This is a genomic window from Bacteroides sp. AF32-8BH, assembly GCF_003435205.1.
Lineage (GTDB): Bacteria > Bacteroidota > Bacteroidia > Bacteroidales > Bacteroidaceae > Bacteroides > Bacteroides ovatus.
In genome coordinates, this window is sequence record NZ_QVLZ01000059.1 from 6,358 (window position 1) to 28,818 (window position 22,461).

Sequence of the window (22,461 nt, forward strand, 5' to 3'; positions counted from 1 at the left end):
AGCCGTATACGCCTTATTGTTTTTTCATCGTCTCCATTAATGGATTGAAACTTCTACACATCTGTAAATGGAGAATAACAGGTAGCCGTATACGCCTTATTGTTTTTCTTCATCGTCTCCATTAATGGATTGATATTTATACACTTCTGCAAATGGAGATTTTGAGATATCTATATCCGGAAGGATGCGTGCTCCCTTCGCTCCCGGCTATCCCTATTTTGATATCCGGCTATATCGCAATTCTGTGATAGCATTATCCGGATAGCGTATCATACGGCTATATACAAATATGGCTACACTATAATTCATGGTTGTGATGGAGATGGCTTTTCCTATCCGGTAACAGACCATGATGCCACGAGGAAAAAAGCGACAGCCGCAGAGAAAAAACGGATGGCAGGAACCATTATGGAATCTGGTAAATAGAAAATCCGGTACATGCGAATTCAGGCGATCATCCCGGATGGTAACCTGTCAAAGAGGCTTTTAAGACATTTGAAATACCGATAATAAAAAAAACGAGATCAGGTATTTTGGCGGATGGCGGCAGGATTGCCGCCTCCGGCCCTTCCGAGTTTGTACGCGTCCTGCGTGAGGGCAGCTGGTTTGACAGCGGGTGCACCGACGGGGAGTACATGGTGAATTTCTCCGGGCGGTACAGGGAACTGCACGGGGTGACGGTGAGGACCGACACGCCGGAGCATTTCATGGACGACCTGAAAAAGTACGGTTACATCAAGGGCTGAACAGTCCGTTCCTTTATTATTACACTCCCTGCCGGTTTGGGGTCGCTTCACTTCCGGTGGGGATTTTTCTTTTTTCATCGTCGTGACGCACCCGTCCTTCAGGTTTTCCAAAGGGGGTCGTGAAAACCGACCGGCTACGGAGTATTTTTCCTTCCCATATGACAAAAACCGACTATCCATGACTATTCCTGCCAGTGTGCCGGTCGCGCTTGCCTCTCATGGTTTCTTCCCTTATATTCGCACTGACATTTAAACAAGTTGAAAAATATGGAAATATGCTACATCGAGGCCGGTGTCCTTGAGAGGATGCTGGCACGCGCCGAGAACCTGTCCGCACATGTGGACAGATTGTATGAGAGAAACCGCTGTAAGGAACTCGGAGAGTGACTGGACGGCCAGGATGTCTGCCTGCGCCTTGACATCTCGCCACGTACCCTGCAGACACTCCGCGATACCGGACGGCTGGCGTTCACCCGCCTCCAGAGCAAGTTCTATTATAAGCCAGAGGATGTGGAGAAGCTGATGGCCTACGTCGGCATCAGACGCAAGGAGAAGGCAATGAGAGAAGGAAGGAAGAACGGAAACCTTTAAAGAGCGGAAGAGATGGAAGGCATTATCGACAAGGAGAACGAACGTGTCCGCAGGTTCTTTGCCCTGCTGGACAACATGGAGAAAAAAGTGGAGCGTCTTGCCCGTGACAACCGTCCTCCCTTCAACGGGGAACGGTTCCTGACTGACAGGGAGTTTTCCGGAACGTTGAGGATCAGCCGCAGGTGCCTGCAGGATTACAGGGACCAAGGGCGGATTCCCTATATCCAGCTTGGCGGGAAGATCCTGTACAGGCAGTCGGACATCGAGAAGCTGTTGGAGGAGAACTATCACGCAGCATTGGTATAATATCGTATTCAAGTTTAAGGATTGCCGCCGGAATCGTAAATACAATTCCGGCGGCAATTTTTTTATTTAGCCTGCGGCTTCCTTGCCGGCCGCAGGTTTTCTTCTTTCCATCAGCCGGTCCATGTCCGAGGATATCTTCCGGTCGGTGACCTGAGCGTAGACCTGCGTGCTGTCGATATTCGTATGGCCCATTATCCTGGCGATGCTCTCTATCGGAATGCCCGCGGTCAGTGTCAGGGTTCCGAACGAATGCCGGGCCATGTGGTAGGACAGGTTCTCTTTCATGCCTAATGCCACGCCCATTCCATGTACCTCGTACCAGAGGACGTCGCGGACCGGCAGCGGGAATACCGGCCTGTCGTCATCCGTGGTGTTGTAAAGATCCAGTATCTGTCCGGCTATGGGATGCAGCGGGATGAACGCCTCCACGTCCGTTTTGGCGCGGCGGATGCGGATATACCTTCTTCCTTCCGAGGTCGTTCCGATGTGACGGGGATGGAGAGCCCTCGTATCCGCGTAGGCCAGACCGGTCAGCGAGGAGAAGATGAACGTCCTGCGCGCCAGCTCCATCATCGGGTCGGGCAGCGGGGTTTCCATCATCCGCTTCAGTTCACTGCGGCTGATATGCCTTAGTTTAGGTGCTTCTTTCCTCTCGTATGCCACGTCCTCTATCGGGTTGGCACGCAATACTTCCCGGTCCACGGCGATGTAGATGAGCCGGTTGAGCCAGCACAGGCAGTGGTTCACGTGTCCGTTCCTGTGTCCCAGCTCCTTCTTGAGAAAGACCTTGAACGATTCGGCGAACTCTTCGGTGATGTCCGAAAAGGCGATGTCCTTCATCCCGCGGGATTCGATGAACTGCCTGAGGTTAAGCTGCGTGGTCTTCGACTGGCGGTAGGTGGAGGTGGAATTGATCTCCTTGGAGCGGACCCTGAGCCGTTCGCGTTCCACCTCTCCGGCCTGCAGGAGGTATTCCGGCACGGAATTGGCACCGGATACGGTGGTCTTGAGCTGCTCGGCCGTGACCACTCCCTGGTTCCTCAGCAGGTTCCCATACGCCTCTTCCAGCCGGCTTCGGAAGGCGGCAAGGCGGTTGTTCTCCCTGGCTGTTTTGATTTCACACTTCTTGCTGTCCCAGTCTCCGGGTTTGCAATAGATGCCTGTCGTGACTGCCGATTTCTTTCCGTCGATGCTGATCCGGCAGAGGACGGCGGTCGTGCCGTCCGATTTTACCTTGTTACGGTTGATGTAGAATAAAAGCTTGAATGTACTGCGCATGATAATGATTGTTTAATTGTTTAAGGATTAAAGAATAAGTTTCAAATCGCGGGTTGCCTCGACGAACCTGTCCATGTCCTCGAACAGTCGCTTCGGAGTTACACGGGCATATATCTGGGTGGTCTTTATGTTGGAGTGTCCCAGCATTTTGCTGATGGTCTCGATCGGCACTCCCTCCTCGAGCGTGACCAATGAGGCGAAAGAATGCCTTCCCATGTGGTAGACAAGGTCCTGGCTCAGCCCCGCCATCAGGCGCAGGGATTTCATGTTGGCCCTGAGCGTATGGTAGTCCTGCGGCGGGAAGAGGGTGATGCGGGTATCGTCACGATACTTCCCGATCAACGCGAGTGCTTCCGGCAGCAACTTGACGCGTCCGAGGTAGTCGGTCTTCTTCCGCCGGTATTTCAGCCAGAGGCTGCCCTCGTCATCCTGGAAGAGGTTCTCCCGGGTGATGCTTACCGCATCGGCATAGGCGGTGCCGGTGTAACAGGCGAAGAGGAAGAGGTCCCGGGTGATGACATGTGACCTGCGTTTTTCCGGTATCTCCAGATCGCGTAGCTTCTCGAAATTCTCCCGGCTGAGTGCTTTCGGTGTTGTCTCCTTCTGCTTGGGCAGCTTGAAGTGGCAGAAATGGTATTTCTCCGAGTGCCCCTCCTTGTAGGCGATGCGGCAGATCTTTTTCAGGATGGACAGGTAATGGCGCACCGTCTCCATTGCCAGTTTCTTCTTTTCCAGGCAGAAGTCCTGATAGTCACGGATGAACTGCTCGTTGAGCTGCCCGAAGGCGAGGTCCGAGACCTTGAATTCCGTTTTGATGAATTCGGCAAGGGTGCGCCGGGTGTACACGTAGGTCGACATTGTCGTCGGTGCACGGTCCACGCCGACACGGGCCTTCATCTCCTCATTGTGCCGGTCGAGAAGTTTGAGCAGGGTCATCTGCATGCCCGCGTTACCCTGGAACATGTCCCTGACCGCGGCGGCATCGAAATCCTTTTTCCTTTCCATGAGGGAATTGAAGGCCGAGTGTACGGCAAGCAGCAGCCTCTCTATTTTTTCATTGGTCTCCACCGCTTCCCGGCTCTTGCCATTCAATCGGCTCTCACGCGCGTTCCATAGCCCGGGGGTACAGGAGAGCTTGCAGCTGAACTGCGCCATCGTGCGGTTGAGGGTGATCCGTCCCATGATCGGGGCCTTGCCGGTCTTGTCCGGCTCGCTCTTTTTCAGGTAGAGCAGCACCTTGAATTTTTCCACTTTCATAACGCTCTTTTTTAGGTTGTAAAAATACTCCTTTGAAAAGCGTCCTTTGGCATGCAAAACATTGATAAACAGTGAATACAAATCTGCTTTGTTCCTATCGGTAAAAATTCGGTTACCTGCCGTTGTTTTCGAAACAGGCGGCTAACAGTCTGGTAACTGAAACGTCGCAATATTTTGTTTTCTTTTGCAGGTCTGTCTGTTCTGCAAATCTTGCAAAATGCTTAATTATAAACGTTTTACGTTTAATTATCGTCATTCTGTTTTTTATTGCATTTCTAAATATTACTTACATGGCCCGACACACTTTTGCCACCACTATCACCCTGTCTCACGGCATACCGATTGAAACTGTGTCAAAAATGTTGGGACATACCAGCATCAAGACGACGCAAATCTACGCTAAGATTCTGGACACGAAAGTCATGGACGACATGGCGGCTCTCAAAGAATTGTACACCAGAAAGGAATCTCAAAAATCACCAGATAATAAAGCCGTAAACGGATGAAAACAACCGCAACCATCAGCCAGGAAGAACTGGAGCAGAAAGCTGTCGATAGCATGATAGCATACGAGAAGAGCCTCATTTCCGGACAGGAAATGAAGGATGCAGTCACCCGCGCGCTGCATCACTACGCCAACAGGGAAGGACACCGGGAAATCGTCCTGAAAGGGTGGATTATAAAAACCATCTACGCCCTCGACAGCAGCCAACTGAAAGACCTCGACCGGGTAGCTTTCACCTGCATGGATAAACAGCCGGTTAACCCCTGATAATTAACTCACATAAAAAACAAAATCATGAAAACAGAAACCAACAGCATGAGAATCGTGAAACCTGAAAAGGAATCTGAAAAAGCAGTCGTGGAACCCCAAAAGGAGAAAGCCACCGGAAAACCGAAGTACAAACCCGTGGAACCCGTCACACTCGAAACTGTTCCGGAAGATGCCGTGTTCATCCGCTCCACGGATGTATGCAAATTGCTCAACATCAGCAACTCAACGTTAAGGAACATGCGTGCGGAGCACGCAATCCCATTCTACAAACTGGGTGGGATATTTCTCTACAGCAAAGAAGAAATCATGAATTACCTCGCATCCAATTACAGTAGAAGAATCTAGCGAAAATGGCAAAAACAGGATTATCATATTATCAGGCGGAAACCGACCGCTTTCAGGACATCAAGGTAAAACGCCTGAAGAAGCGGTACGGCTGCGAAGGGTATGCAGTGTACCAGTATATCCAAAACGAGATATACCGGGTTGAAGGCTGTTATATCCGTTTCACGGACGACCAGCTTTTTGATGTTTCCGAATACTGGGGCATTGAAGAGCAACGGGTAGAAAAAATCATTGAATATTGCACGGAAGTGGAATTGTTCGACACCATTACCTGGCATACGAATCATGTACTTACTTCCGTAGATATTCAGCAGAGATATCTCGAAATCTGCCGGAGAGCCAAGAAGAAGATTGTAATACCGGAAGATATACGGCTTGTCGAGATACAAGACGTGGCTTCCGGTGTGACAGGTGCGCCGCTACCTCTTTTCTCCGGTCAGGAAATTGAGACGAAAACCGGAAAAACAGTTTATGGTTCTCCCAAACTGGATACCGGAAAACAGACCGCAACCGATATCGGAAAAGAAACCGTAATCACTGCCGGAATATCTTCCGGCGTCATTATTCCGCAGAGTTCTGCGGAAATTCCGGAAACTCCGCGGAATTCTGCGGAAAAACGGCACAAAGAAAAAGAAAGTAAAGAAAATTCCCCCTCTATCCCCCGGACTATTCCGCCGGCAAGGGATGATGAGGACAAAGTTTCACTCTCTCCGGACGGGAATAGGGGAAATGTTTCCGCAGAATCCTGCGGGAAACGTCCGGAACATGGCGAAGAATACAGTTTGAAGTTGCAGCGGCTGGGGGAAACCTGCTACAATCTGGGGTGTTCGAAAGGAGATGTCCGTAAGGTTCTGATGATAGAAAATATTGCCATGGACGACAGCCCGATATGGCAACTGATTGAAGAGTTGAAGGCGAGCGGCGGACGTTATTCGTTCACCGGAGAGGTGTTGCCCGCCCTGTGGGGACTGGTGAAGACGGGGCGCCTGCGGATGATGGAAGAGCATACGGATGAGGTGAAAGAGGGCGTTCATAACGTCAGGCAGATGCTGTCGGGTATCGGCGTGCCGAGCTACGACATGGACGAATTATGCGGAGAGGCGAAAGGCAAAGAAGATGTCCTGCAAGAGGTTATACGGGAAATACGACGATCGAAAGGGCGGATTCTTTCGGTGAGCTGTTTCATCAGGTCACGGTTGAAAAAAGCGAAGAAAAACGAATTGCAAAAAACGGCGTAAGCCACACAGTTATGAGTGAAGATAAAAACAAGACGCCGCTCTACTACCCCCGCAAAATGCGTACAGGGTGGTGCGTGGCGCACGAAGTGACAGCCGCGGGCGTCACTATCGAGAGATACGGAATACACTGCCAGACGTATGCGGAAGCATACCGACGGGCGGAAGTGATGAACCAGCAGCAACAGGCGCAAGCCCTTCAACCAGCCAACTCTGACGGCAAGAGAGGGGGTGAACGATCATGAGCGAAAAAGTAAGCACGATCACCTTGCGACTGACAGCCGAAGAAGCCGCCCAACTGGAGATACTCAAAGACATCATTGGGAAGAAGAGCGGGAGCGAAGCGATTAAATACGTCGTCAAGGAATACCCCCGTTTCTGTACCCACTACAAGCAGGAAGCGAAGGAACACGGAGAACTGAAACGAAAGTATCGGGAGCAGGGCGAAGCAGTGCGGGGTTTTCTGTCGGCACTCGACAGGTTGGAGAAAGCGGGCAGGGAGAAAGAGTAGGGGGAAACGATTGCTAGCAAAATACGCTCCGGAAGATCTTGGCCAATGAAATATTTGCTAGCAGATGTTTCCGGATCGTGTACTCGAGCTGCGTAAAAGTGCTAGCGGATTCTTGTTCCCGGTTCGTTCCGGAGCAACTAATTTGCTAGCAATTAACGGGGATATCAGGTTGATGGAGCCGGGATCCCGACAGGTATGTGATAGCAAGTGAAGGTAATAGGCAAGTGCCGAACCAAGCGGATTACTTTCGCGAGTGGCTTATCGTCTGACTGCTCACCGTGCCGCCGTGTGGTTCGTGGCAATGCGTGCAGCGGGAATACCGCCGCCCACACAGCCCCGTCCCCCGCAGCAGCACTCCGTCAGTGTTTAATCGGAACATTCCTTCACCGGCAGCGTATCTCGGACGTTCAGTGTTTCTGTGCACCGTGCCGCTTTCCTTGCTTTCCCGTAGCCGTCGGACTGGCGCAAAGAAAGCCGCCCTCTGACAGTGTTTCTATGGAACATTCTTGGGGGAAGTCTCCCCAAAAGTTGCTCCGGTGTATAACAGTCGAGGCTTGCCAAGTGGGTGATTACAGAAGTTACTACCGCCTGATGCATTCAGCTCCGGCTCCCGCCCACACCCCGGCACAGCCGGACCACAGGCGACAGCCTATGCGGTGGAAACCCTTGCGGAACGGTAGCCCCTGCGGAACGGGTGACAGCTGTGATGCCCAGTGCGGTTTCGCTCCGCCCGGCACTTGCTGCCGGGACTAAGGCGAGAATCCGCTACCTCTTTTCGGCTGACTATAGGAACGGAAGTGTCAGTCAGGAGTGCAGCCCTGCGGTGCGGGGTTCCCGGGTTTACGGTTGAGCGGGTTTGTATTGTGGAAGTAAGCACCCTTCGCCGTCCTTCGGGCGCGTGCAGACGTGATGCTGCGTGCGCCGTGACAGCAATTGTTTTCCTTCCGCCTTCCTTTTTGGGGGACACCCAAAAAGAGACCGGCAGAAAAACAAAGGGGTAGCGATATTAAACATAACGGGTCATTATGCCCGCATGCCTTGCCATTCAGGCAAGTCGGGTGCATAATGCGTGGTTATGTTTAATATGGATTGTTTTATTTTTCCGCCCCCAGGCGAAAAAAGCCATGCGGAGTGGAAACGCCACCACCCCGACCACCGCCCCTTAGTTACTTCTGCCACTCCCGAGCCGTGCGGTTTTCTGACCTGTTGCGGGTGCTTCCTGCGGGTTGCGCCTGGCGGCGTGCCCGGCTGACTGTTTACGCCTTTCGGAACATTGGAAATTCCCGGCGGTCGGCTTCGCCGTCCGCTCCATGAAGCGGGGCGAAGCGCCTCGCCGAAGAGTGCAAATAACAAATCCGTGACAATCGGGCAAATGTCACAAAATAAAATAGTAAAAAACGTAAGTTCTCAAAACTTATATTAAACAGAATAGAAATGAAAGAATCACATACAGGTATTGGTATCTGCCGTTGCTACCAATGCCGAATGAAAAAAAAGAACTGCAGCACATCGGGACGTAAATCGCTCAAACGGGCAATCAACAAGTTTCGCCGCAAGCAATTGAAGTTAGACAAAGTAACCAGGCACAATCACTTCGGCGGATATTGGGCCTAAGACTAATACACGCTTTTATCCGCCCCACACTGCACAGGAACACATTTTTTTCCTTTTTTCATCTACCTCTCCAAGGGCATGGATGAACGGCAGACAAGAAATTTCAGATAAAAATACCGCACGACGTAGGAGCGCAGGATATTTTTATCTGAAATAGCGTAGCGGTTCTTGACTGACGGACGGCCGTGACCTATCTTTGTAGAAGAAAAGAGGAAAAATACGCTGCAAAACAGCAAACTTATCATTTATACTTTCCCGTCACTTTATAGATAATTGCGTTTCTGTCTGTGTCATTCTGTTTATTTATGGATAGAATCATACGGGAATAAAACGTAAAAACGCCCGAAAACAGCCGGAACGGAAGTAAAAACGTACTTGAAACCCTTCGAGATGTTTTCAAAAATTCATCAGACGTTTTTTTTATTTCGTCAGACGTTTTTTGAAAAACTCCTGAAGTTTTCTATGAGGCTTTCAGAAGCATATTCCGCCCACCAAATACCCGCAAATGAAAAGCCCGGTGAAATGATTTCTCATTCATCGGGCTTTTTCCTTGATTGGTTTGCGATGTACGAAACGAGGATAATGCGCTAGCAGGCGTTTTCTTCGTTACCGGTCATTGTTTAAGCTGCCGGGTCGGGAGCTTCTCCGCCGCCTTCGTCAGGTTTCGGATTTGGTTTCTCATCTCCGCCTTCGCCATCTTCGTTCGCTGCGCTTGCTCCTGCCTTGGAGAAAGAATACATTGAAACGGCTTCCTTGATTTCAGCAGAAGGAACATAGATAACACGTGCTTTTTTCACACTGCTTGCTCCACACTTGCTGGCATCCTCGGTACCTTTACCGGAAACGGAAGGACGGAATGAACCGAGATCTCCTAGGCGGACGGGTGAACCGTTTGCGAGGTTGCGCTTGATAACGACCATCAATGCGTCAAGAACTGCCTTGATGTCAGAGCCGGTCAGTGTACAACGGTCTGCGATCTGGTCAACGATTTGTTTTTGTTTCATTTCCGGAGCGAGCACTACCTGCGCATAGTATTTTGCTGCAGCGGCTTTGTCCTGCGGATTCTTGCGCAAAGCGGGTTTGATTGTAATTGCCATGTTAATTAGTGTTTTAATGATTAATAATGTTGCAAATCTACATATACGTGCGTGGACGTGCGGACGTATGTTCTTATCTGTGATGATACGTGTTTCATCATACGATTATGTACATGAAAAAAGGGCTGCGGTTTGTATTCCGCAGCCCTCCAAACAGGGGTTTTCACTCCGATCGTAAAGTTTACTCCTTAATCGTTTCTCCTTTCATCGTCTTTCACGGGACTGTCTGCCCCGGTGAGCCAAACAAAAATTTTACCGATAACTTTTAATACCTTCAACGTCGTTCTCCAAAATGGTTTCATAATGACCTCCTTTTTAATTGTTTCCCGCAAAGGTAGAAGAGAGCGATGAACGGTTAATGGTTACCGATTAGTGGCTGCGCTTTCGTGCGTATATCTACGTGTTCATCACTCACCGTTCACTGCTAAATACCCGTATTCGACGGAGACACAGAAGCAGGGGCATTGTTTGATGTACTCGCAGGGTTCTATGGTACCGTTGTGGTTGAGGTCGGGCGAGAGGTCGCGGTGACCGCAAATCTTTGCTCCGTGGTAGGTGAGCAGCAGGAAGCGGAGAAGGGTTTCAAGGCTTTGTTTTTGTGCGTCGGTGCGGGTATCGGCGGCATGTCCGGAAGCGTCCAGGCCTCCTTCGTAGGCAACTCCTATCGACGGAGTGTTGTAGCCTTTGGCGTGGGCGCCGACATGGGTGATGTCGCGCATGTGATGTATTGTTCCGTCTTTGGTGATGTAATAGTGATAGCCACATTCGGCAAAGCCTTGGCGTTTGTGCATGGAGTCGAGGGCTTCCGGGGTGAGGTTGCTTGTGCAACGGGATGCGGTGCAGTGCACCACAATCAGGGTGATGTTTCTTTGTTTAATCATTGTTTTTGTGGGTGATTATGTGGATGATTTTTAGTTGTGTATTCTTGTTCTACCCCCCTTCCGTCCCCCTTTGGGGGAGACGCTTGTCGGGGGAAGTGCTCTTCCCCCTTGCCGCAGGGCGTTCCCCTAGCGAAGAGGGTTCGGGCTGTAGCCGTAGGAGCTGCTGCGCTAGGGTTTAAAAGGGTGAGCCGAAAGAGATGGTTATCAGTTCCTTTTGTTTGGGGGTGAGGATGCGGTTACTTAACTGGTAGTTTGTTTCTTGCAATGCTTCGAGTAGTTCGGTGTCGTCCTTTATCCACTGTTTGAGGCGGATAGAAGCGGACGCAGGTGCAATATTCGGGAAATAGAGAACGGCCAGTTCTTTGAAACCGTAGCTACGGTTGGTCAAACTTTGGCAGTTGTTTTGTTGGTGCATGTTGGTATACATAATTATAGTGTTGGTTTACAGATGTAAAGATAGGCTTTTTAGTGGCTGGTTGTCACCTGTATACTTGGTAGATATAGTTATATATGTTTGTTGGCAGAGGAAATTTGTGATATTCGGGCAATTGTCACGAATTTCTTTTGTCCGTAACTTTTCGGCGGGGCGTCTGCCCCGCTTCGTGAAGCGGACGGCGAAGCCGACCGCTGGGAATCTCCGATATTCTGCAAAGACTGTCCGCAGGGTGCAAACAGTCAGCCGGGCACGCCGCCAGGCGCAGCCCGCAGGAACAGGAAACCCGCAAGAAGTCGGAAACCCTGCCGGAAACCGGGAAAGGCAGGAGTAACTAAGGGGTGGTGGTCGGGGTGGCGGCTTGCCGCCACAGTGGTGGCGTTTACATTCCGCAGGGCGCAGTCCGCAAGGGTGGACATTAAACGGAGTAACTTTATGCCCGTTCCTGAAACAACGGAAAAGCCCGCAAACAGCAGGAATATTTGGAAGATGCTGTTATGTTGAATTAAAGCACAAAATCCGGAACGGTTTTGTGACTAATTAAACATAATTGCTCTTCCGGATTTCCTGCGCAAAAGCTGCACTCCATCAGAAAAACCGGAAGAACACGGCGCAAGCAGCATCACGTCTGCACGGCGGCGGAAGCTTGCGCCGCCTCTAGTTCAAACGGACAAACCCGCTCAATCATAAAACACGGGAACCCCGCACCGCAGGGCTGCACTCCTGACTAACAGCCCGTTCCTATAGTCAGACGAAAAGAGGTAGCGGATTCTCGCCTTAGTCCCGGCGTTAGTGCCGGGCGGAGCGAAACCGCACCGGGCATCGCAGCTGTCACCCGTGCCGCAAGGGATTACATTCCGCTAAGGATATCATCCGAAAGGGTGCCCATCGCATAGGGTGCTGCTTCCTTTGCTGTATTCGGCAAGTGAGGGAGCGGCAACCGGAGCCGGATATAAGACGGTAGTAACTTCTGTAATCACCCACTTGGCAAGCCTCGACTATTATACACCGGAGTAACTTTAAAGAAACTTTCCCCAAGAATGTCCCATAGAAACACTGCCGTAGGGCGGCTTTCTTTGCGCCAGTCCGACGGCTACGGGAAAGCAAGGAAAGCGGCACGGTGCACAGAAACACTGAACGTCCGAGATACGCTGCCGGTGAAGGAATGTTCCGATTAAACACTGACGGAGTGCTGCTGTGGGGAGCGGGGCTTTGTGGGTGGCGGTATTCCCGCTGCACGCATTGCCACGAACCACACGGCGGCACGGTGAGCAATCAGACGAAAAGTTTCAAGCATGACTTTTTTCCAGTTTGCTAGCACATACCTGGCAGGATCCCGGCTTCATCAACCTGTTATCCCCTGCCAACTGCTAGCAGAATCCGGCAGCCGGCTTCTTCCAGGACGAAACATTTGCTAGCACTATTCCCGAGCTGCAGTAGTTGATCCGGAAAAATCTGATAGCAAATCTTTCCTACTGCAGCCGGGGTGAGCTATACAGCCATCGGTTCCTCTTTGATAATCGAGATTTCCAGTGCGTTTTCAATCTTGGTCAAAGTTTCGAGTGAAAGGTTCTCCCGTCCTCTCAACACCTTTGAAATGTATTGCGGGCTGCAATTCATTTTTTCAGCCAATTGCTTTTGGCTCATTCCTAATTCTTCCATCCTGTCCAGCATCAGCATGGCAATATTTTGCGAATGTCGGAGCCAAGACTTGTTTGTTTCAAGGAAGTCAAACAGCTCACGCCATTTCGAAGGCGTTGGAGAAGAATGTTCTTCAAGCCTTTGTGCGATAGATTTCATACTATTTTCCATACTATTCCTCCCAAATTATAATTCACTAATATACTCTATAAACCCTTCGTCATCAATAATTCCTTCTTCCAGCAGGTAGCGTCGGACTTTGTCTATTTTCACAAGTTCCTGCCTGGTGTGCTCTCTTTCCTGCATCGTAGCCGTCAGCTTGATGGCGCCTCCGGTGATGATGTAGTTGCCTTGAATCAATTTGATAGCGTATAGCCGGAGCCATGACGAGTGACCGTATTTACGTTTTAACCGGGCCTTTTCTTTTTGCAGCATCACATCCGAAGCCTGGTTGTTGTCCAGCGGGCGGAATATTTTGCTTAAATCGGTTTCCGGGGAGATGTCCATTATGATGTATCGAAGGCGTTCACTATCTTCAATCGTATCGCTGATAGCTTCTTTTATGTCTGTTATTTTAAAGTAGGCGTTCAAGTCGTCAATGTTCTCCTTGAAGAAAGCACGTAGCCAAACCACGTCCGCCCAGTTGTTGAACACCTTATAAAGTTCGTTATCATCCTCGCCTTCAAAGTGTACAGCCCATAATTTTCTATCTCCAGTAATGTCGTCAAATGTCATATCTCCTTGTTTTATAGTAAGACAAAGATACGCAAAAATAACGAGATAATAAACTTATAGGTTGATTATTTAGCAAGAAAAATGTTTTATTTAGTTGGTTTAGTGGTTGTATGGTAGATGGTGGTGTCTGTGTCCCAGTCATTAATTTCATCATTCGTGTTTATTTGCAGGCTGTCAATGAGAGTTTTTCGATGAGTTATTTCCGGTTGTTCGCAGCCTCCTATCAGTTGTATAATGAATATTATTCCTGCTATAACGATTCCTGCTATGGTATTATTGATAACATTTCTTTTTAAGCCTTTAATATAAGAATTCTGATACCTGTTATTTTGCATAATTTATATTTTTTACGCTGTGAAGTTAATAAATTAAATGCGATATTTATCGTTATTTGTCACTTTAATTAGGTTTATCCGATTAAAAACGATACCTTTGTATTACAAAACTTGAATCCTCAATGGGATATTAAAAGAGGGTTTTTGCCAAAGTCGGTGTCTAATTCGGTGACACTACGAAAATAGGAAGCTGTTAATTCATTATGAATGAGACTATAAAGGAATTAAAGTTTGAGGGCAGGTAGCCCAACAAAATCAACGTCAATTTAGATAGAACCCTGCTAAGAATTAGTTTTTGCAGGGTTTTATTGTTTCCGGACATTCATAGTCAAGAGAAACGCAAATTTGCTGTGAAAAGAAGCTGTGAAGTTGATGTTTAAGAAATAAATCTTTAAACAAGCTGTATAAGCTTGTTTAGCAGAAAAGAGAAACAGGTTTTATTGCTCAAGCGAGCATAAAACCTGTTTCTTTTATTTCTCTAAATCGGGCAGAGGATTATTCTTCTGCTTTAATTGATTCGTCGATTACTTTAATTTTTTGTAATACCAGTTCCAAGTCTGCTTTCAACTTGTCTACCTTGCGGTTCAGTTCGGTCAACAGGCTGCTGCCTTTCTTGGAAGTAGAAGTTAGGAAGCCCAGATTGTTCTCATAAGTCTGAAGTTCATTCTTCATATTCTCATAAGTACGTACCAGTTTCTCGCGTTCTCTATATAAAGATTGAGTGCCGCCCCCCTGGATATTGCTAATGTTCGAACGGAAGTTGCTTAACTTCTTGTTGGAAGCATTGATGTTGAAACGGTCGAATAACTGATCGATCAATCCGTGATATTGCTTGTATAGCTTATCTTTTTCTTTGAACGGCACATGACCGATAGAGTTCCATTCCTTCATCAAATCCCGAACCAGATTGCTTGCTTCTTCGGTATCCATGTTCTCATCGATAGCGGATAACTTTTCGATCAATGCTTTCTTCTTTTCCATATTCTCTGTTTCGACAGAGCGTTGTGAAGAAGTGGCCTTGTTCTTTTGCTCAAAGAAGTAGTCGCAAGCTGTGATAAACCGTTTCCAGATTGCATCCGAGTGTTTTTTGGCAACCGGTCCGATGGTCTTCCATTCTTTTTGAAGTTTGGTCAGTGCATCGGCAGTTACTTTCCAGTCTGTACTGTCTTTCAAGGCTTCCGCTTTTTCGCAGAGCGCTTTCTTCTTTTCCAGATTCTCGTTCATTCCTTCTTTCAGGCTCTTGAAGAATTCTCCTTTCTTCTTGAAGAAATCATCGCAGGCATGGCGGAAACGCTCGAAGATCTTCACATTCATCTTCTGGGGAGCAAAACCAATGGTTTTCCATTTGTTTTGCAAGGCAATCACTTCCTGGGTCTTGTTTTCCCAGGCAGAGAATGTTTTCAGTTCATCATACTCAATCGCTTCAACGATTTCGCAGATGACGGTCTTTTGATCCAAATTATGCTGTTCGGCTTCTTTCAACGATTCGAAGTGCTGCTGATGGCGGCGGTTGACAGCGGTAGAAGCTGCTTTGAACCGATTCCAGATTTCATCACGCAGTTCTTTGGCTACCGGACCTGTATCGCGGAACTCCTGATGCAACTTCTGAAGTTGGTGGAAAGCGGAAACAACATCTTCCTCGTCAGCCAACTTTTCGGCAGCTTCGCAGAGATGCGTTTTGATTTCCAGATTCTTTTTGAAGTCATATTCGCGGAACTCATTGTTCAGTTTCAATAAATCGTAGAACTTCTCTACATATAATTGATAGTTTTTCCAAAGTTCATTCACTTTACCTTGCGGCACCAGTTTTGTATCATTCCATTGCTGCTGCAGCTTCTTGAACTCCGTATAAGATTTGTTGGCGTCATCTCCGGATTCCACCAATTCTTTCAGTTCTTCAATAATGGAAAGTTTCACTTGCAGGTTTTCTTCTTTCTGGCGTTCCAACTCGGCAACCTGTTTACTGCGTTTTTCCTTGATAACCCCCATCAGGCGTTTGAATTCTTCTTCCGTCGGGTCCTCTTCGGCAACAAAATCTTCAATGTTTCCACCGTTGTCTGTAAACTGTACCTTAGCAGCTTCCAACTCGGCATTATGTAACTTGTAGAATGATTGTTTCAGATTGTCAATATCCTGCTTGTTCGCATTTTCAGCATCTTGCGCAAGCTCTTTTAGCTGGTTTAGTACATCTTCCTTAGTGGCAGGTTTAGGAGCTGCTTCAGGTTGAACTTCGGCAGTAACATCTTCAGCCGGAGTCTCTGTAATAGCTTCAGAAACCTCGACTGTTTTCTTTTCTTCTTCTAATTCCCCTTGGTTCAAGGGTTGATTAGTGTCATGAGCGTCCATCATTGTATATTAGTTTTGGGTCACAAATTAATGAAATAAAACGATTACTTCATACTATTTTGCTTATTTTTTTTTGTTTATCGTGTTTTTATGACAATAAAACGGTTATTCCCATGTACAACATCATTCCGATGATGTCATTTGTAATGGCTATAAACGGACCTGTTGCAATGGCTGGATCGATTTTGAACTTCTCCAGCGTCATCGGTACCAGTGTTCCGAAAATAGAAGCGAACATTACCACGGCAAACAGGCTGATGGATACGGAATAGGTGACCGTAGCCGTTGCGCCGAACCTGATAAAGTTGTAGGTGTATACTAATAAGGAGATAATAGTGGCATTAATTAAAGCTACTACCGATTCCTTGGTTATCTGCTTGAACGTGTTTTTAGCGTCCAGCGAGCTGTTTGCCAAACCCTGTACGATGATTGCCGAAGATTGTGTTCCGACATTTCCTCCTGTACCACCGATTAGCGGGATGTACAGTGCCATTTCGGGATGGGCAGCAAAGGTGGAGTCGAAATTACCCAATATCATAGAGTTGCCGATTCCGCCGATCATACCGATTAATAACCAGGGGAGGCGGGCGGTGGTCTGTCTCAATACATTATCGTCTGTTTCTACGTCCTGCGAAAGACCGGATGCCAACTGATAGTCACGTTCCGACTGCTCACGGACTTCATCCATGACGTCGTCGACGGTGATTTGTCCCACAAGCCGACCGATGCTGTCGACAACGGGGATAGCCACCAAGTCGTACTTCTCAATCGCCTGTACTACCTCGTCAATGGGAGTATCTACGTGTACCGAAATCGGATCTTTCTGCATCACGTGTTTCACTTTGGATACAGAAGGGGAAGTAATCATCTTTTTGAGCGGGAAGATACCTCGCAGACGTTCGTCATCGTCAATGACATATACATAATAGATTTCGTCCAGTTCTTCCGCCTGTTGCCGCATCTCTTTCAGACATTCGGGCATACTCCAGTTTTCGTTGACAAGTACCATTTCCGTACCCATCAAACCACCGGCGGTATTTTCGTCGTATTTCAACAAGTCGACGATGTCTCCTGCCTGTTCGATGTCCTCGATGTGCGAAAGAACCTCTTCCTGCTTGTCTTCATCGAGTTCACGCATCAGGTCTACGGCATCATCCGTGTCCATGTAGTCAACGAAGCGTTTGGCGATTGTCTCCGAAGGAAGCATTTCGAGCAGCTCTTTACGAGCATCTTCGTCCATTTCGACAAGCACGTCGGCGGCAATTTCGTTATCGAGCAGGCGATAGACGAACTTAGCCTCTTCCGCATTCAGGTCATTGCACAATTCGGCAATGTCGGCCGGGTGGAGGTCGATGAGAAGACCTTTTACCTTGTCGGCGTCTTTTTGCTCAATAAGGTGTTTAACGTTGTCAATGTATTCCTCGTTCATCGTTGTCAATTACAAATTACGAATTACAAAATCCAGTTCTCTGCTCACTGTTGCCCGCCAATTATTGGGCGTTGCCGACTGTCTTTAGTGCTTCTTCCACTTTATTGGTCAGATCGATAAATTCGGCTACCGATAGTTGTTCCGGGCGTTTATTAAATAAGATGTCCTCCGTGAGCGGACAATCTTTGCCTAAAATAGGTTTGATGGAGTTGCGCAATGTTTTCCGTCGCTGGTTGAAGGTCGTTTTCACTACTTGCTTGAACAGTTTTTCGTCGCATCCCAACTCTTTAGTCTCGTTGCGTGTCATACGGATAACAGCACTTTTCACTTTGGGAGGCGGATTGAACACGTGTTCGCTGACAGTGAACAAATATTCCACTTTATACCATGCCTGTATCAATACGCTAAGGATACCGTATGTCTTGCTGCCCGGTCCGGCTGCAATACGTTCGGCTACCTCTTTTTGAATCATTCCCGTGCAACAGGGGACGATATCTTTGTTATCCAGCATCTTGAAAAAGATTTGGCTGGAAATATTATAGGGGTAATTACCAGTCAGTACGAAAGGCTTCCCGTCAAACAACCGGTGAAGATTCATTTTCAAGAAGTCATCCTCGATGATGTGGTCTTCCAGTGACGGATAGGCTTCGCGAAGATAAGCAACCGACTCATAGTCAACTTCTACGACCTTTACCAATCGGTCTTTCTTTACTAGAAACTGGGTCAATACTCCCATACCTGGCCCCACCTCTAAAATAGGCAGTTCGGGGAAGGTGTCAACCGTATCGGCAATATCTTGCGCAACTTTCAGATCTTTCAGAAAGTGTTGTCCGAGAAACTTTTTAGGCTTTACTAATTTCATTTACCAACTAAATAATTACTTTTGCAGCTGACAAAGGTAATTCTTTTAAATGAAGAACGTACCACTATTTATTAAAAAATAAATGATGTGTCAGCGAAGCTAATGAAGAATTAAGGATGAAGAAACTATTAAAAAAGACGCTGAAACTGATATTACCGGTTGTTTTAGGCGGCTTTATCTTATTCTGGGTATATCGCGACTTTGATTTTACAAAAGCGGGCGATGTGTTGTTACACGGTACAAATTGGTGGTGGATGCTCTTCTCGTTATTGTTCGGAGCGTTTGCACAAGTCTTTCGTGGTTGGCGGTGGAGACAGACATTGGAACCGTTGGACGCTTTCCCGAAAAAGAGCGATTGCGTGAATGCTATCTTCATTTCATACGCTGCCAGTCTGGTGGTTCCCCGGATCGGGGAGGTGAGCCGTTGCGGAGTGTTGGCGAAATATGATAATGTCTCGTTTGCCAAGTCGTTGGGAACAGTCGTTACGGAGCGGTTGGTCGATACGTTGACTATTCTCCTCATCACAGGCATCACTGTATTGCTCCAATTACCGATATTCGTCACTTTTCTTCAGCAGACCGGAACGAAAATCCCTTCATTAGTACACCTGCTGACTTCAGTATGGTTTTATATCATTCTGTTTTGTTTTATTGGTGTGGTGATACTTCTTTATTATTTAAGAAAAACGTTGTTCTTCTATGAACGGGTGAAGGGATTTGTATTGAATATATGGGAAGGAATTATGTCTTTAAAAGGCGTGCGCAACATTCCCCTCTTTATTTTTTATACACTGGCTATTTGGGCTTGTTATTTTCTCCATTTCTATTTTACATTCTATTGCTTTGCCTTTACGGCACATTTGGGTATCCTTGCGGCATTGGTCATGTTTGTCGGCGGCACGTTTGCCGTGATTGTGCCTACTCCTAACGGAGCGGGACCCTGGCATTTTGCCATCATTTCTATGATGATGCTTTATGGAGTAAACGTGACGGATGCCGGAATATTTGCCCTGATTGTACACGGTATTCAAACCTTTTTGGTTGTTTTATTGGGTGTGTACGGCTTGGCTGCTCTGCCGTTCACCAATAGACATCGGGCGTAAATTTTTGGCTAAAAGTGTATATTCTTACATGTTTTTGCCAACCTCCTTTGTCATCTGAAAACTTTTCCATAACTTGGCACTGTTTAATTATCAGATTTAAAATAGTTTTAAAATATTTATTATGAGTACCATTCTTTCTTTAGCTCCACAGAACGTGTGGAAGCATTTTTATTCGTTGACACAGATTCCCCGTCCGTCAGGACACATGGAAAAGATTACAGCATTTCTTTTAGGTTTCGGAAAAGAGCTGGGGCTGGAGTCTTTTGTAGACGAAGCAGGTAATGTGATTATCCGTAAACCCGCCACTCCGGGTATGGAAAACCGGAAAGGTGTGATTCTTCAGGCGCACATGGATATGGTTCCGCAGAAGAACAACGATACTGTACACGATTTTGAAAAAGATCCGATTGAAACTTATATAGACGGTGACTGGGTAAAAGCAAAAGGCACTACTCTGGGTGCAGACAACGGACTGGGTGTAGCTGCTATTATGGCCGTGTTGGAAGCAAAAGACCTGAAACACGGTCCTTTGGAAGCTCTTATCACGAAAGACGAAGAAACCGGCATGTACGGTGCGTTCGGCTTGAAACCGGGTACACTGAACGGAGAGATTCTTTTGAATCTGGATTCGGAAGATGAAGGCGAGTTGTATATTGGTTGTGCTGGAGGTATGGATGTAACTGCTACCCTGGAATATAAGGAAGTAGCTCCCGAAGAAGGAGATATCGCAGTGAAAGTTACATTGAAAGGATTACGTGGCGGACATTCGGGATTGGAAATCAATGAAGGACGTGCCAATGCTAATAAGTTGCTGGTTCGTTTCGTTCGTGAGGCGGTTGCCAGCTATGAAGCCCGTTTGGCTAGCTGGGAAGGTGGTAATATGCGTAATGCTATCCCACGTGAAGCACATGCGGTTATTACCATTCCGGCTGAAAATGAAGAAGAACTATTGGGCTTGGTGAAATACTGCGAAGACCTGTTCAATGAAGAATATTCGGCAATTGAAACACCGATCAGCTTTACGGCTGAACGTGTGGAACTTCCTGCGGGGCAAGTGCCTGAAGAGATTCAGGACAATCTGATTGATGCAATCTTTGCTTGTCAGAACGGTGTGACACGTATGATCCCTACTGTTCCAGATACGGTAGAAACTTCTTCCAACCTTGCTATTATAACGATTGGTGAAGGAAAGGCAGCCATTAAGATTCTGGCTCGCAGTTCAAGCGATAGCATGAAAGAATATCTGACTACCAGCCTGGAGTCTTGTTTCTCTATGGCAGGGATGAAGGTAGAGATGACAGGCGGATATTCCGGTTGGCAACCTGATGTAAATTCTCCGATTTTGCATGCGATGAAGTCATCCTATAAACAACAGTTTGGTGTAGAACCTGCAGTGAAAGTGATTCACGCTGGCTTGGAATGTGGTATTATCGGTGCTATTATTCCGGGATTGGACATGATTTCTTTTGGTCCGACTTTGCGTTCACCGCATTCACCGGACGAAAGAGCGTTGATTCCTACCGTACAGAAGTTCTATGACTTCCTGGTGGCAACTTTGGAGCAAACTCCAATGAAATAACGTATTTCTCTTTATATAAATATTCTCCTATTATATAATAGGTGACCATAGTGAAGGCACGGATGATATTTCATCTGTGCCTTTTTTCATATTTATTGCAGCGTATATTACAATTCTGCTTTATAACAAATAAATTAATTGATGCAAATCAAGAAATATGCTATAAAACATAAATTTCTCTCTTTTTTAGATCAATGTATAAACAAAGGCTGTATTTTTGTGTTGTAAAACATGTAATTAGGAGGATAACAAAATGAAAAGTTTAAAAAGATTGTTTAGAAAGATCGGCGAAGCCGATGTACATGTTTGGGGATATTCAACAATTAATACCAAACCAAACAAGTAAGTTTTATTTTTTAGTTTTCAGGAATTAGTAATTTAAAAGGTTTAAAGATTATGGCAAAGAAAATGGGTTCTTTAGTTAGAAAAATCCTTAGTGAAGTAGGTCGTAATGAAATGCTTTCATGGGGGTACAGAATTGAGAAATGAGAACAAGTACATTAACTAAGTTTAGAGTGGGGATACGTTATTAAATACGATATCCCCATTTTTTATATCTAAAATTTTATATAGAGTTGTTTTAGCTAACAACTGTGGCGGGGGATCTGTTTCAGTGTCAGTTCCTCCTTTAATTTCTGTGTTTGGGTACACTGTCTTTTGCCACTTGGGCTGGAATGTATCACATGCGAGTTTGGCTGATTTTACTATCACACCCTCACCGAATCACTTGAAAGCCTTTGTTCATCGATGTTACAAAGGGTGAGGGTAACTGTGATTGTAGGGTGAGGGTAATTTTTACTCTCACCCTACAATTATACCTGTAATAAGTGCTTAATAGTTGATTTATAGTAAGTTGTATGCTGATTTGTCTGGTACTAATACATGAAAGATGATGTATTTGTGTCTGATAACTGGCGTAATATTATCTGGAATAACAGGCTGAACGAGATAATAGATACGGATGAATTAATTGTATTCCGTAAGGTTTCGATTGGCTTCTCCATAGGGGAAAATCAGTTTCAAGCTTGTGAACAGTTTGTTTCATACGCTTGAAACACTTAGTTTCAAGGTATTAAACACTTAGTTTTCCGGTGTGAAACTGGTAGTTTCATTACTTGAAACTGTTGGTCTCAAGGCATAAAACAGCTTGTTCACCGGCATGAACAAGCCATTTTATGTAGAGGTGCTGCAAATTATTGAGTGTCTTCTATGAATATGCCCGGATTCTTATAAACGAGACAGTGTGTAAGATACCTCTATCTTGCACGCATCTGCAACGGTATCTTGCACTGCTTCAAATACTTGTATATCAGTTGACTATCGCTGGTTTAGTGTAAGGTGCAAGATACTTTTGCATTTATG

27 protein-coding genes are annotated in these 22,461 nt (G+C 46.8%); 16 read left to right on the top strand and 11 right to left on the bottom strand.

What is annotated here, in order from left to right; translation table 11 throughout:
- The first annotated feature begins 533 nt into the window (after positions 1 to 533).
- The 3 genes from DWZ47_RS30770 (at position 534) to DWZ47_RS27150 (ending at position 1,643) form a co-directional block, all read left to right on the top strand.
- Positions 534 to 746 carry a hypothetical protein gene (locus DWZ47_RS30770; protein ID WP_005825814.1) on the top strand — a complete coding sequence of 71 codons (213 nt, stop codon included), beginning with the start codon at positions 534 to 536 and terminating at the stop codon, positions 744 to 746.
- A 387-nt stretch (positions 747 to 1,133) separates the two neighbouring features.
- Positions 1,134 to 1,337 (top strand): helix-turn-helix domain-containing protein, encoded by a 204-nt coding sequence (locus DWZ47_RS27145; RefSeq protein ID WP_077153717.1) that lies wholly within the window; start codon positions 1,134 to 1,136, stop codon positions 1,335 to 1,337.
- Between the two features lie 12 nt (positions 1,338 to 1,349).
- Complete coding sequence (locus DWZ47_RS27150; protein ID WP_077153718.1) at positions 1,350 to 1,643, top strand: helix-turn-helix domain-containing protein; 294 nt, start codon at positions 1,350 to 1,352, stop codon at positions 1,641 to 1,643.
- 66 nt (positions 1,644 to 1,709) lie between these two features.
- On the opposite strand, the gene DWZ47_RS27155 is transcribed toward DWZ47_RS27150, so the two are convergent.
- Entirely contained in the window at positions 1,710 to 2,921 is a 1,212-nt protein-coding gene (locus DWZ47_RS27155) for a site-specific integrase (protein WP_077153719.1), read from the bottom strand.
- A gap of 27 nt (positions 2,922 to 2,948) precedes the next feature.
- Entirely contained in the window at positions 2,949 to 4,178 is a 1,230-nt protein-coding gene (locus tag DWZ47_RS27160; protein WP_008670537.1) for a site-specific integrase, read from the bottom strand.
- 116 nt (positions 4,179 to 4,294) lie between these two features.
- Here DWZ47_RS27160 and DWZ47_RS27165 point away from each other — a divergent pair, with 116 nt between their 5' ends.
- From DWZ47_RS27165 to DWZ47_RS27200, 8 genes are all read left to right on the top strand, one after another.
- Complete coding sequence (locus tag DWZ47_RS27165) at positions 4,295 to 4,684, top strand: tyrosine-type recombinase/integrase (protein ID WP_117515324.1); 390 nt, start codon at positions 4,295 to 4,297, stop codon at positions 4,682 to 4,684.
- Positions 4,681 to 4,950 (top strand): hypothetical protein, encoded by a 270-nt coding sequence (locus tag DWZ47_RS27170; RefSeq protein WP_008650634.1) that lies wholly within the window; start codon positions 4,681 to 4,683, stop codon positions 4,948 to 4,950. The genes DWZ47_RS27165 and DWZ47_RS27170 overlap by 4 nt, the downstream gene beginning before the upstream one ends.
- A gap of 27 nt (positions 4,951 to 4,977) precedes the next feature.
- Complete coding sequence (locus DWZ47_RS27175) at positions 4,978 to 5,298, top strand: helix-turn-helix domain-containing protein (protein WP_004310981.1); 321 nt, start codon at positions 4,978 to 4,980, stop codon at positions 5,296 to 5,298.
- 5 nt (positions 5,299 to 5,303) lie between these two features.
- Positions 5,304 to 6,536, top strand: a complete 1,233-nt coding sequence (locus DWZ47_RS27180; protein WP_117515326.1) for a DUF4373 domain-containing protein — start codon at positions 5,304 to 5,306, stop codon at positions 6,534 to 6,536.
- An 11-nt stretch (positions 6,537 to 6,547) separates the two neighbouring features.
- On the top strand, positions 6,548 to 6,778 hold the full coding sequence (locus DWZ47_RS27185) for a hypothetical protein (protein ID WP_004310979.1): 231 nt from the start codon (positions 6,548 to 6,550) through the stop codon (positions 6,776 to 6,778).
- Positions 6,775 to 7,044, top strand: a complete 270-nt coding sequence (locus tag DWZ47_RS27190; protein WP_004310978.1) for a hypothetical protein — start codon at positions 6,775 to 6,777, stop codon at positions 7,042 to 7,044. The genes DWZ47_RS27185 and DWZ47_RS27190 overlap by 4 nt, the downstream gene beginning before the upstream one ends.
- Before the next feature lie 207 nt (positions 7,045 to 7,251).
- Positions 7,252 to 7,797 carry a hypothetical protein gene (locus tag DWZ47_RS31170; RefSeq protein WP_233525124.1) on the top strand — a complete coding sequence of 182 codons (546 nt, stop codon included), beginning with the start codon at positions 7,252 to 7,254 and terminating at the stop codon, positions 7,795 to 7,797.
- Between the two features lie 681 nt (positions 7,798 to 8,478).
- Positions 8,479 to 8,658 carry a hypothetical protein gene (locus tag DWZ47_RS27200; protein ID WP_008650648.1) on the top strand — a complete coding sequence of 60 codons (180 nt, stop codon included), beginning with the start codon at positions 8,479 to 8,481 and terminating at the stop codon, positions 8,656 to 8,658.
- Positions 8,659 to 9,278: 620 nt separating this feature from the next.
- Here the strand turns inward: DWZ47_RS27200 and DWZ47_RS27210 are convergent.
- From DWZ47_RS27210 to DWZ47_RS27225, 3 genes are all read right to left on the bottom strand, one after another.
- The gene (locus DWZ47_RS27210; protein ID WP_004312083.1) at positions 9,279 to 9,755 is read right to left on the bottom strand and encodes an HU family DNA-binding protein; all 477 of its coding nucleotides are present in this window, start codon (positions 9,753 to 9,755) and stop codon (positions 9,279 to 9,281) included.
- A gap of 407 nt (positions 9,756 to 10,162) precedes the next feature.
- Entirely contained in the window at positions 10,163 to 10,636 is a 474-nt protein-coding gene (locus DWZ47_RS27215) for an N-acetylmuramoyl-L-alanine amidase (protein ID WP_008650656.1), read from the bottom strand.
- Between the two features lie 175 nt (positions 10,637 to 10,811).
- Entirely contained in the window at positions 10,812 to 11,063 is a 252-nt protein-coding gene (locus tag DWZ47_RS27225; RefSeq protein ID WP_008650657.1) for a DUF4248 domain-containing protein, read from the bottom strand.
- Between the two features lie 121 nt (positions 11,064 to 11,184).
- Here DWZ47_RS27225 and DWZ47_RS27230 point away from each other — a divergent pair, with 121 nt between their 5' ends.
- Positions 11,185 to 11,403, top strand: a complete 219-nt coding sequence (locus tag DWZ47_RS27230) for a hypothetical protein (RefSeq protein ID WP_229091099.1) — start codon at positions 11,185 to 11,187, stop codon at positions 11,401 to 11,403.
- A 706-nt stretch (positions 11,404 to 12,109) separates the two neighbouring features.
- The gene (locus tag DWZ47_RS30500; protein ID WP_153882657.1) at positions 12,110 to 12,247 is read left to right on the top strand and encodes a hypothetical protein; all 138 of its coding nucleotides are present in this window, start codon (positions 12,110 to 12,112) and stop codon (positions 12,245 to 12,247) included.
- A gap of 313 nt (positions 12,248 to 12,560) precedes the next feature.
- On the opposite strand, the gene DWZ47_RS27240 is transcribed toward DWZ47_RS30500, so the two are convergent.
- From DWZ47_RS27240 to rsmA, 6 genes are all read right to left on the bottom strand, one after another.
- Positions 12,561 to 12,881, bottom strand: coding sequence for a helix-turn-helix domain-containing protein (locus tag DWZ47_RS27240; protein WP_008650659.1), 321 nt, complete (start codon positions 12,879 to 12,881; stop codon positions 12,561 to 12,563).
- A 15-nt stretch (positions 12,882 to 12,896) separates the two neighbouring features.
- On the bottom strand, positions 12,897 to 13,445 hold the full coding sequence (locus DWZ47_RS27245; RefSeq protein ID WP_004312090.1) for a hypothetical protein: 549 nt from the start codon (positions 13,443 to 13,445) through the stop codon (positions 12,897 to 12,899).
- Between the two features lie 86 nt (positions 13,446 to 13,531).
- Positions 13,532 to 13,780 (bottom strand): hypothetical protein, encoded by a 249-nt coding sequence (locus DWZ47_RS27250; protein WP_008650660.1) that lies wholly within the window; start codon positions 13,778 to 13,780, stop codon positions 13,532 to 13,534.
- A gap of 495 nt (positions 13,781 to 14,275) precedes the next feature.
- Entirely contained in the window at positions 14,276 to 16,129 is a 1,854-nt protein-coding gene (locus DWZ47_RS27255; protein WP_008776525.1) for a DUF349 domain-containing protein, read from the bottom strand.
- An 85-nt stretch (positions 16,130 to 16,214) separates the two neighbouring features.
- Positions 16,215 to 17,555: a magnesium transporter gene (gene mgtE / locus DWZ47_RS27260; protein WP_004312092.1), complete on the bottom strand. Its 1,341-nt coding sequence runs from the start codon at positions 17,553 to 17,555 to the stop codon at positions 16,215 to 16,217.
- Between the two features lie 61 nt (positions 17,556 to 17,616).
- Positions 17,617 to 18,417, bottom strand: coding sequence for a 16S rRNA (adenine(1518)-N(6)/adenine(1519)-N(6))-dimethyltransferase RsmA (gene rsmA, locus DWZ47_RS27265; protein WP_117515332.1), 801 nt, complete (start codon positions 18,415 to 18,417; stop codon positions 17,617 to 17,619).
- 116 nt (positions 18,418 to 18,533) lie between these two features.
- Here rsmA and DWZ47_RS27270 point away from each other — a divergent pair, with 116 nt between their 5' ends.
- The 3 genes from DWZ47_RS27270 (at position 18,534) to DWZ47_RS30775 (ending at position 22,152) form a co-directional block, all read left to right on the top strand.
- Positions 18,534 to 19,520 carry a lysylphosphatidylglycerol synthase transmembrane domain-containing protein gene (locus DWZ47_RS27270; protein ID WP_008776527.1) on the top strand — a complete coding sequence of 329 codons (987 nt, stop codon included), beginning with the start codon at positions 18,534 to 18,536 and terminating at the stop codon, positions 19,518 to 19,520.
- Between the two features lie 121 nt (positions 19,521 to 19,641).
- Positions 19,642 to 21,099: an aminoacyl-histidine dipeptidase gene (locus tag DWZ47_RS27275; protein WP_004312095.1), complete on the top strand. Its 1,458-nt coding sequence runs from the start codon at positions 19,642 to 19,644 to the stop codon at positions 21,097 to 21,099.
- An 882-nt stretch (positions 21,100 to 21,981) separates the two neighbouring features.
- Positions 21,982 to 22,152, top strand: coding sequence for a hypothetical protein (locus DWZ47_RS30775; RefSeq protein WP_004301421.1), 171 nt, complete (start codon positions 21,982 to 21,984; stop codon positions 22,150 to 22,152).
- Positions 22,153 to 22,461: the final 309 nt, after the last annotated feature.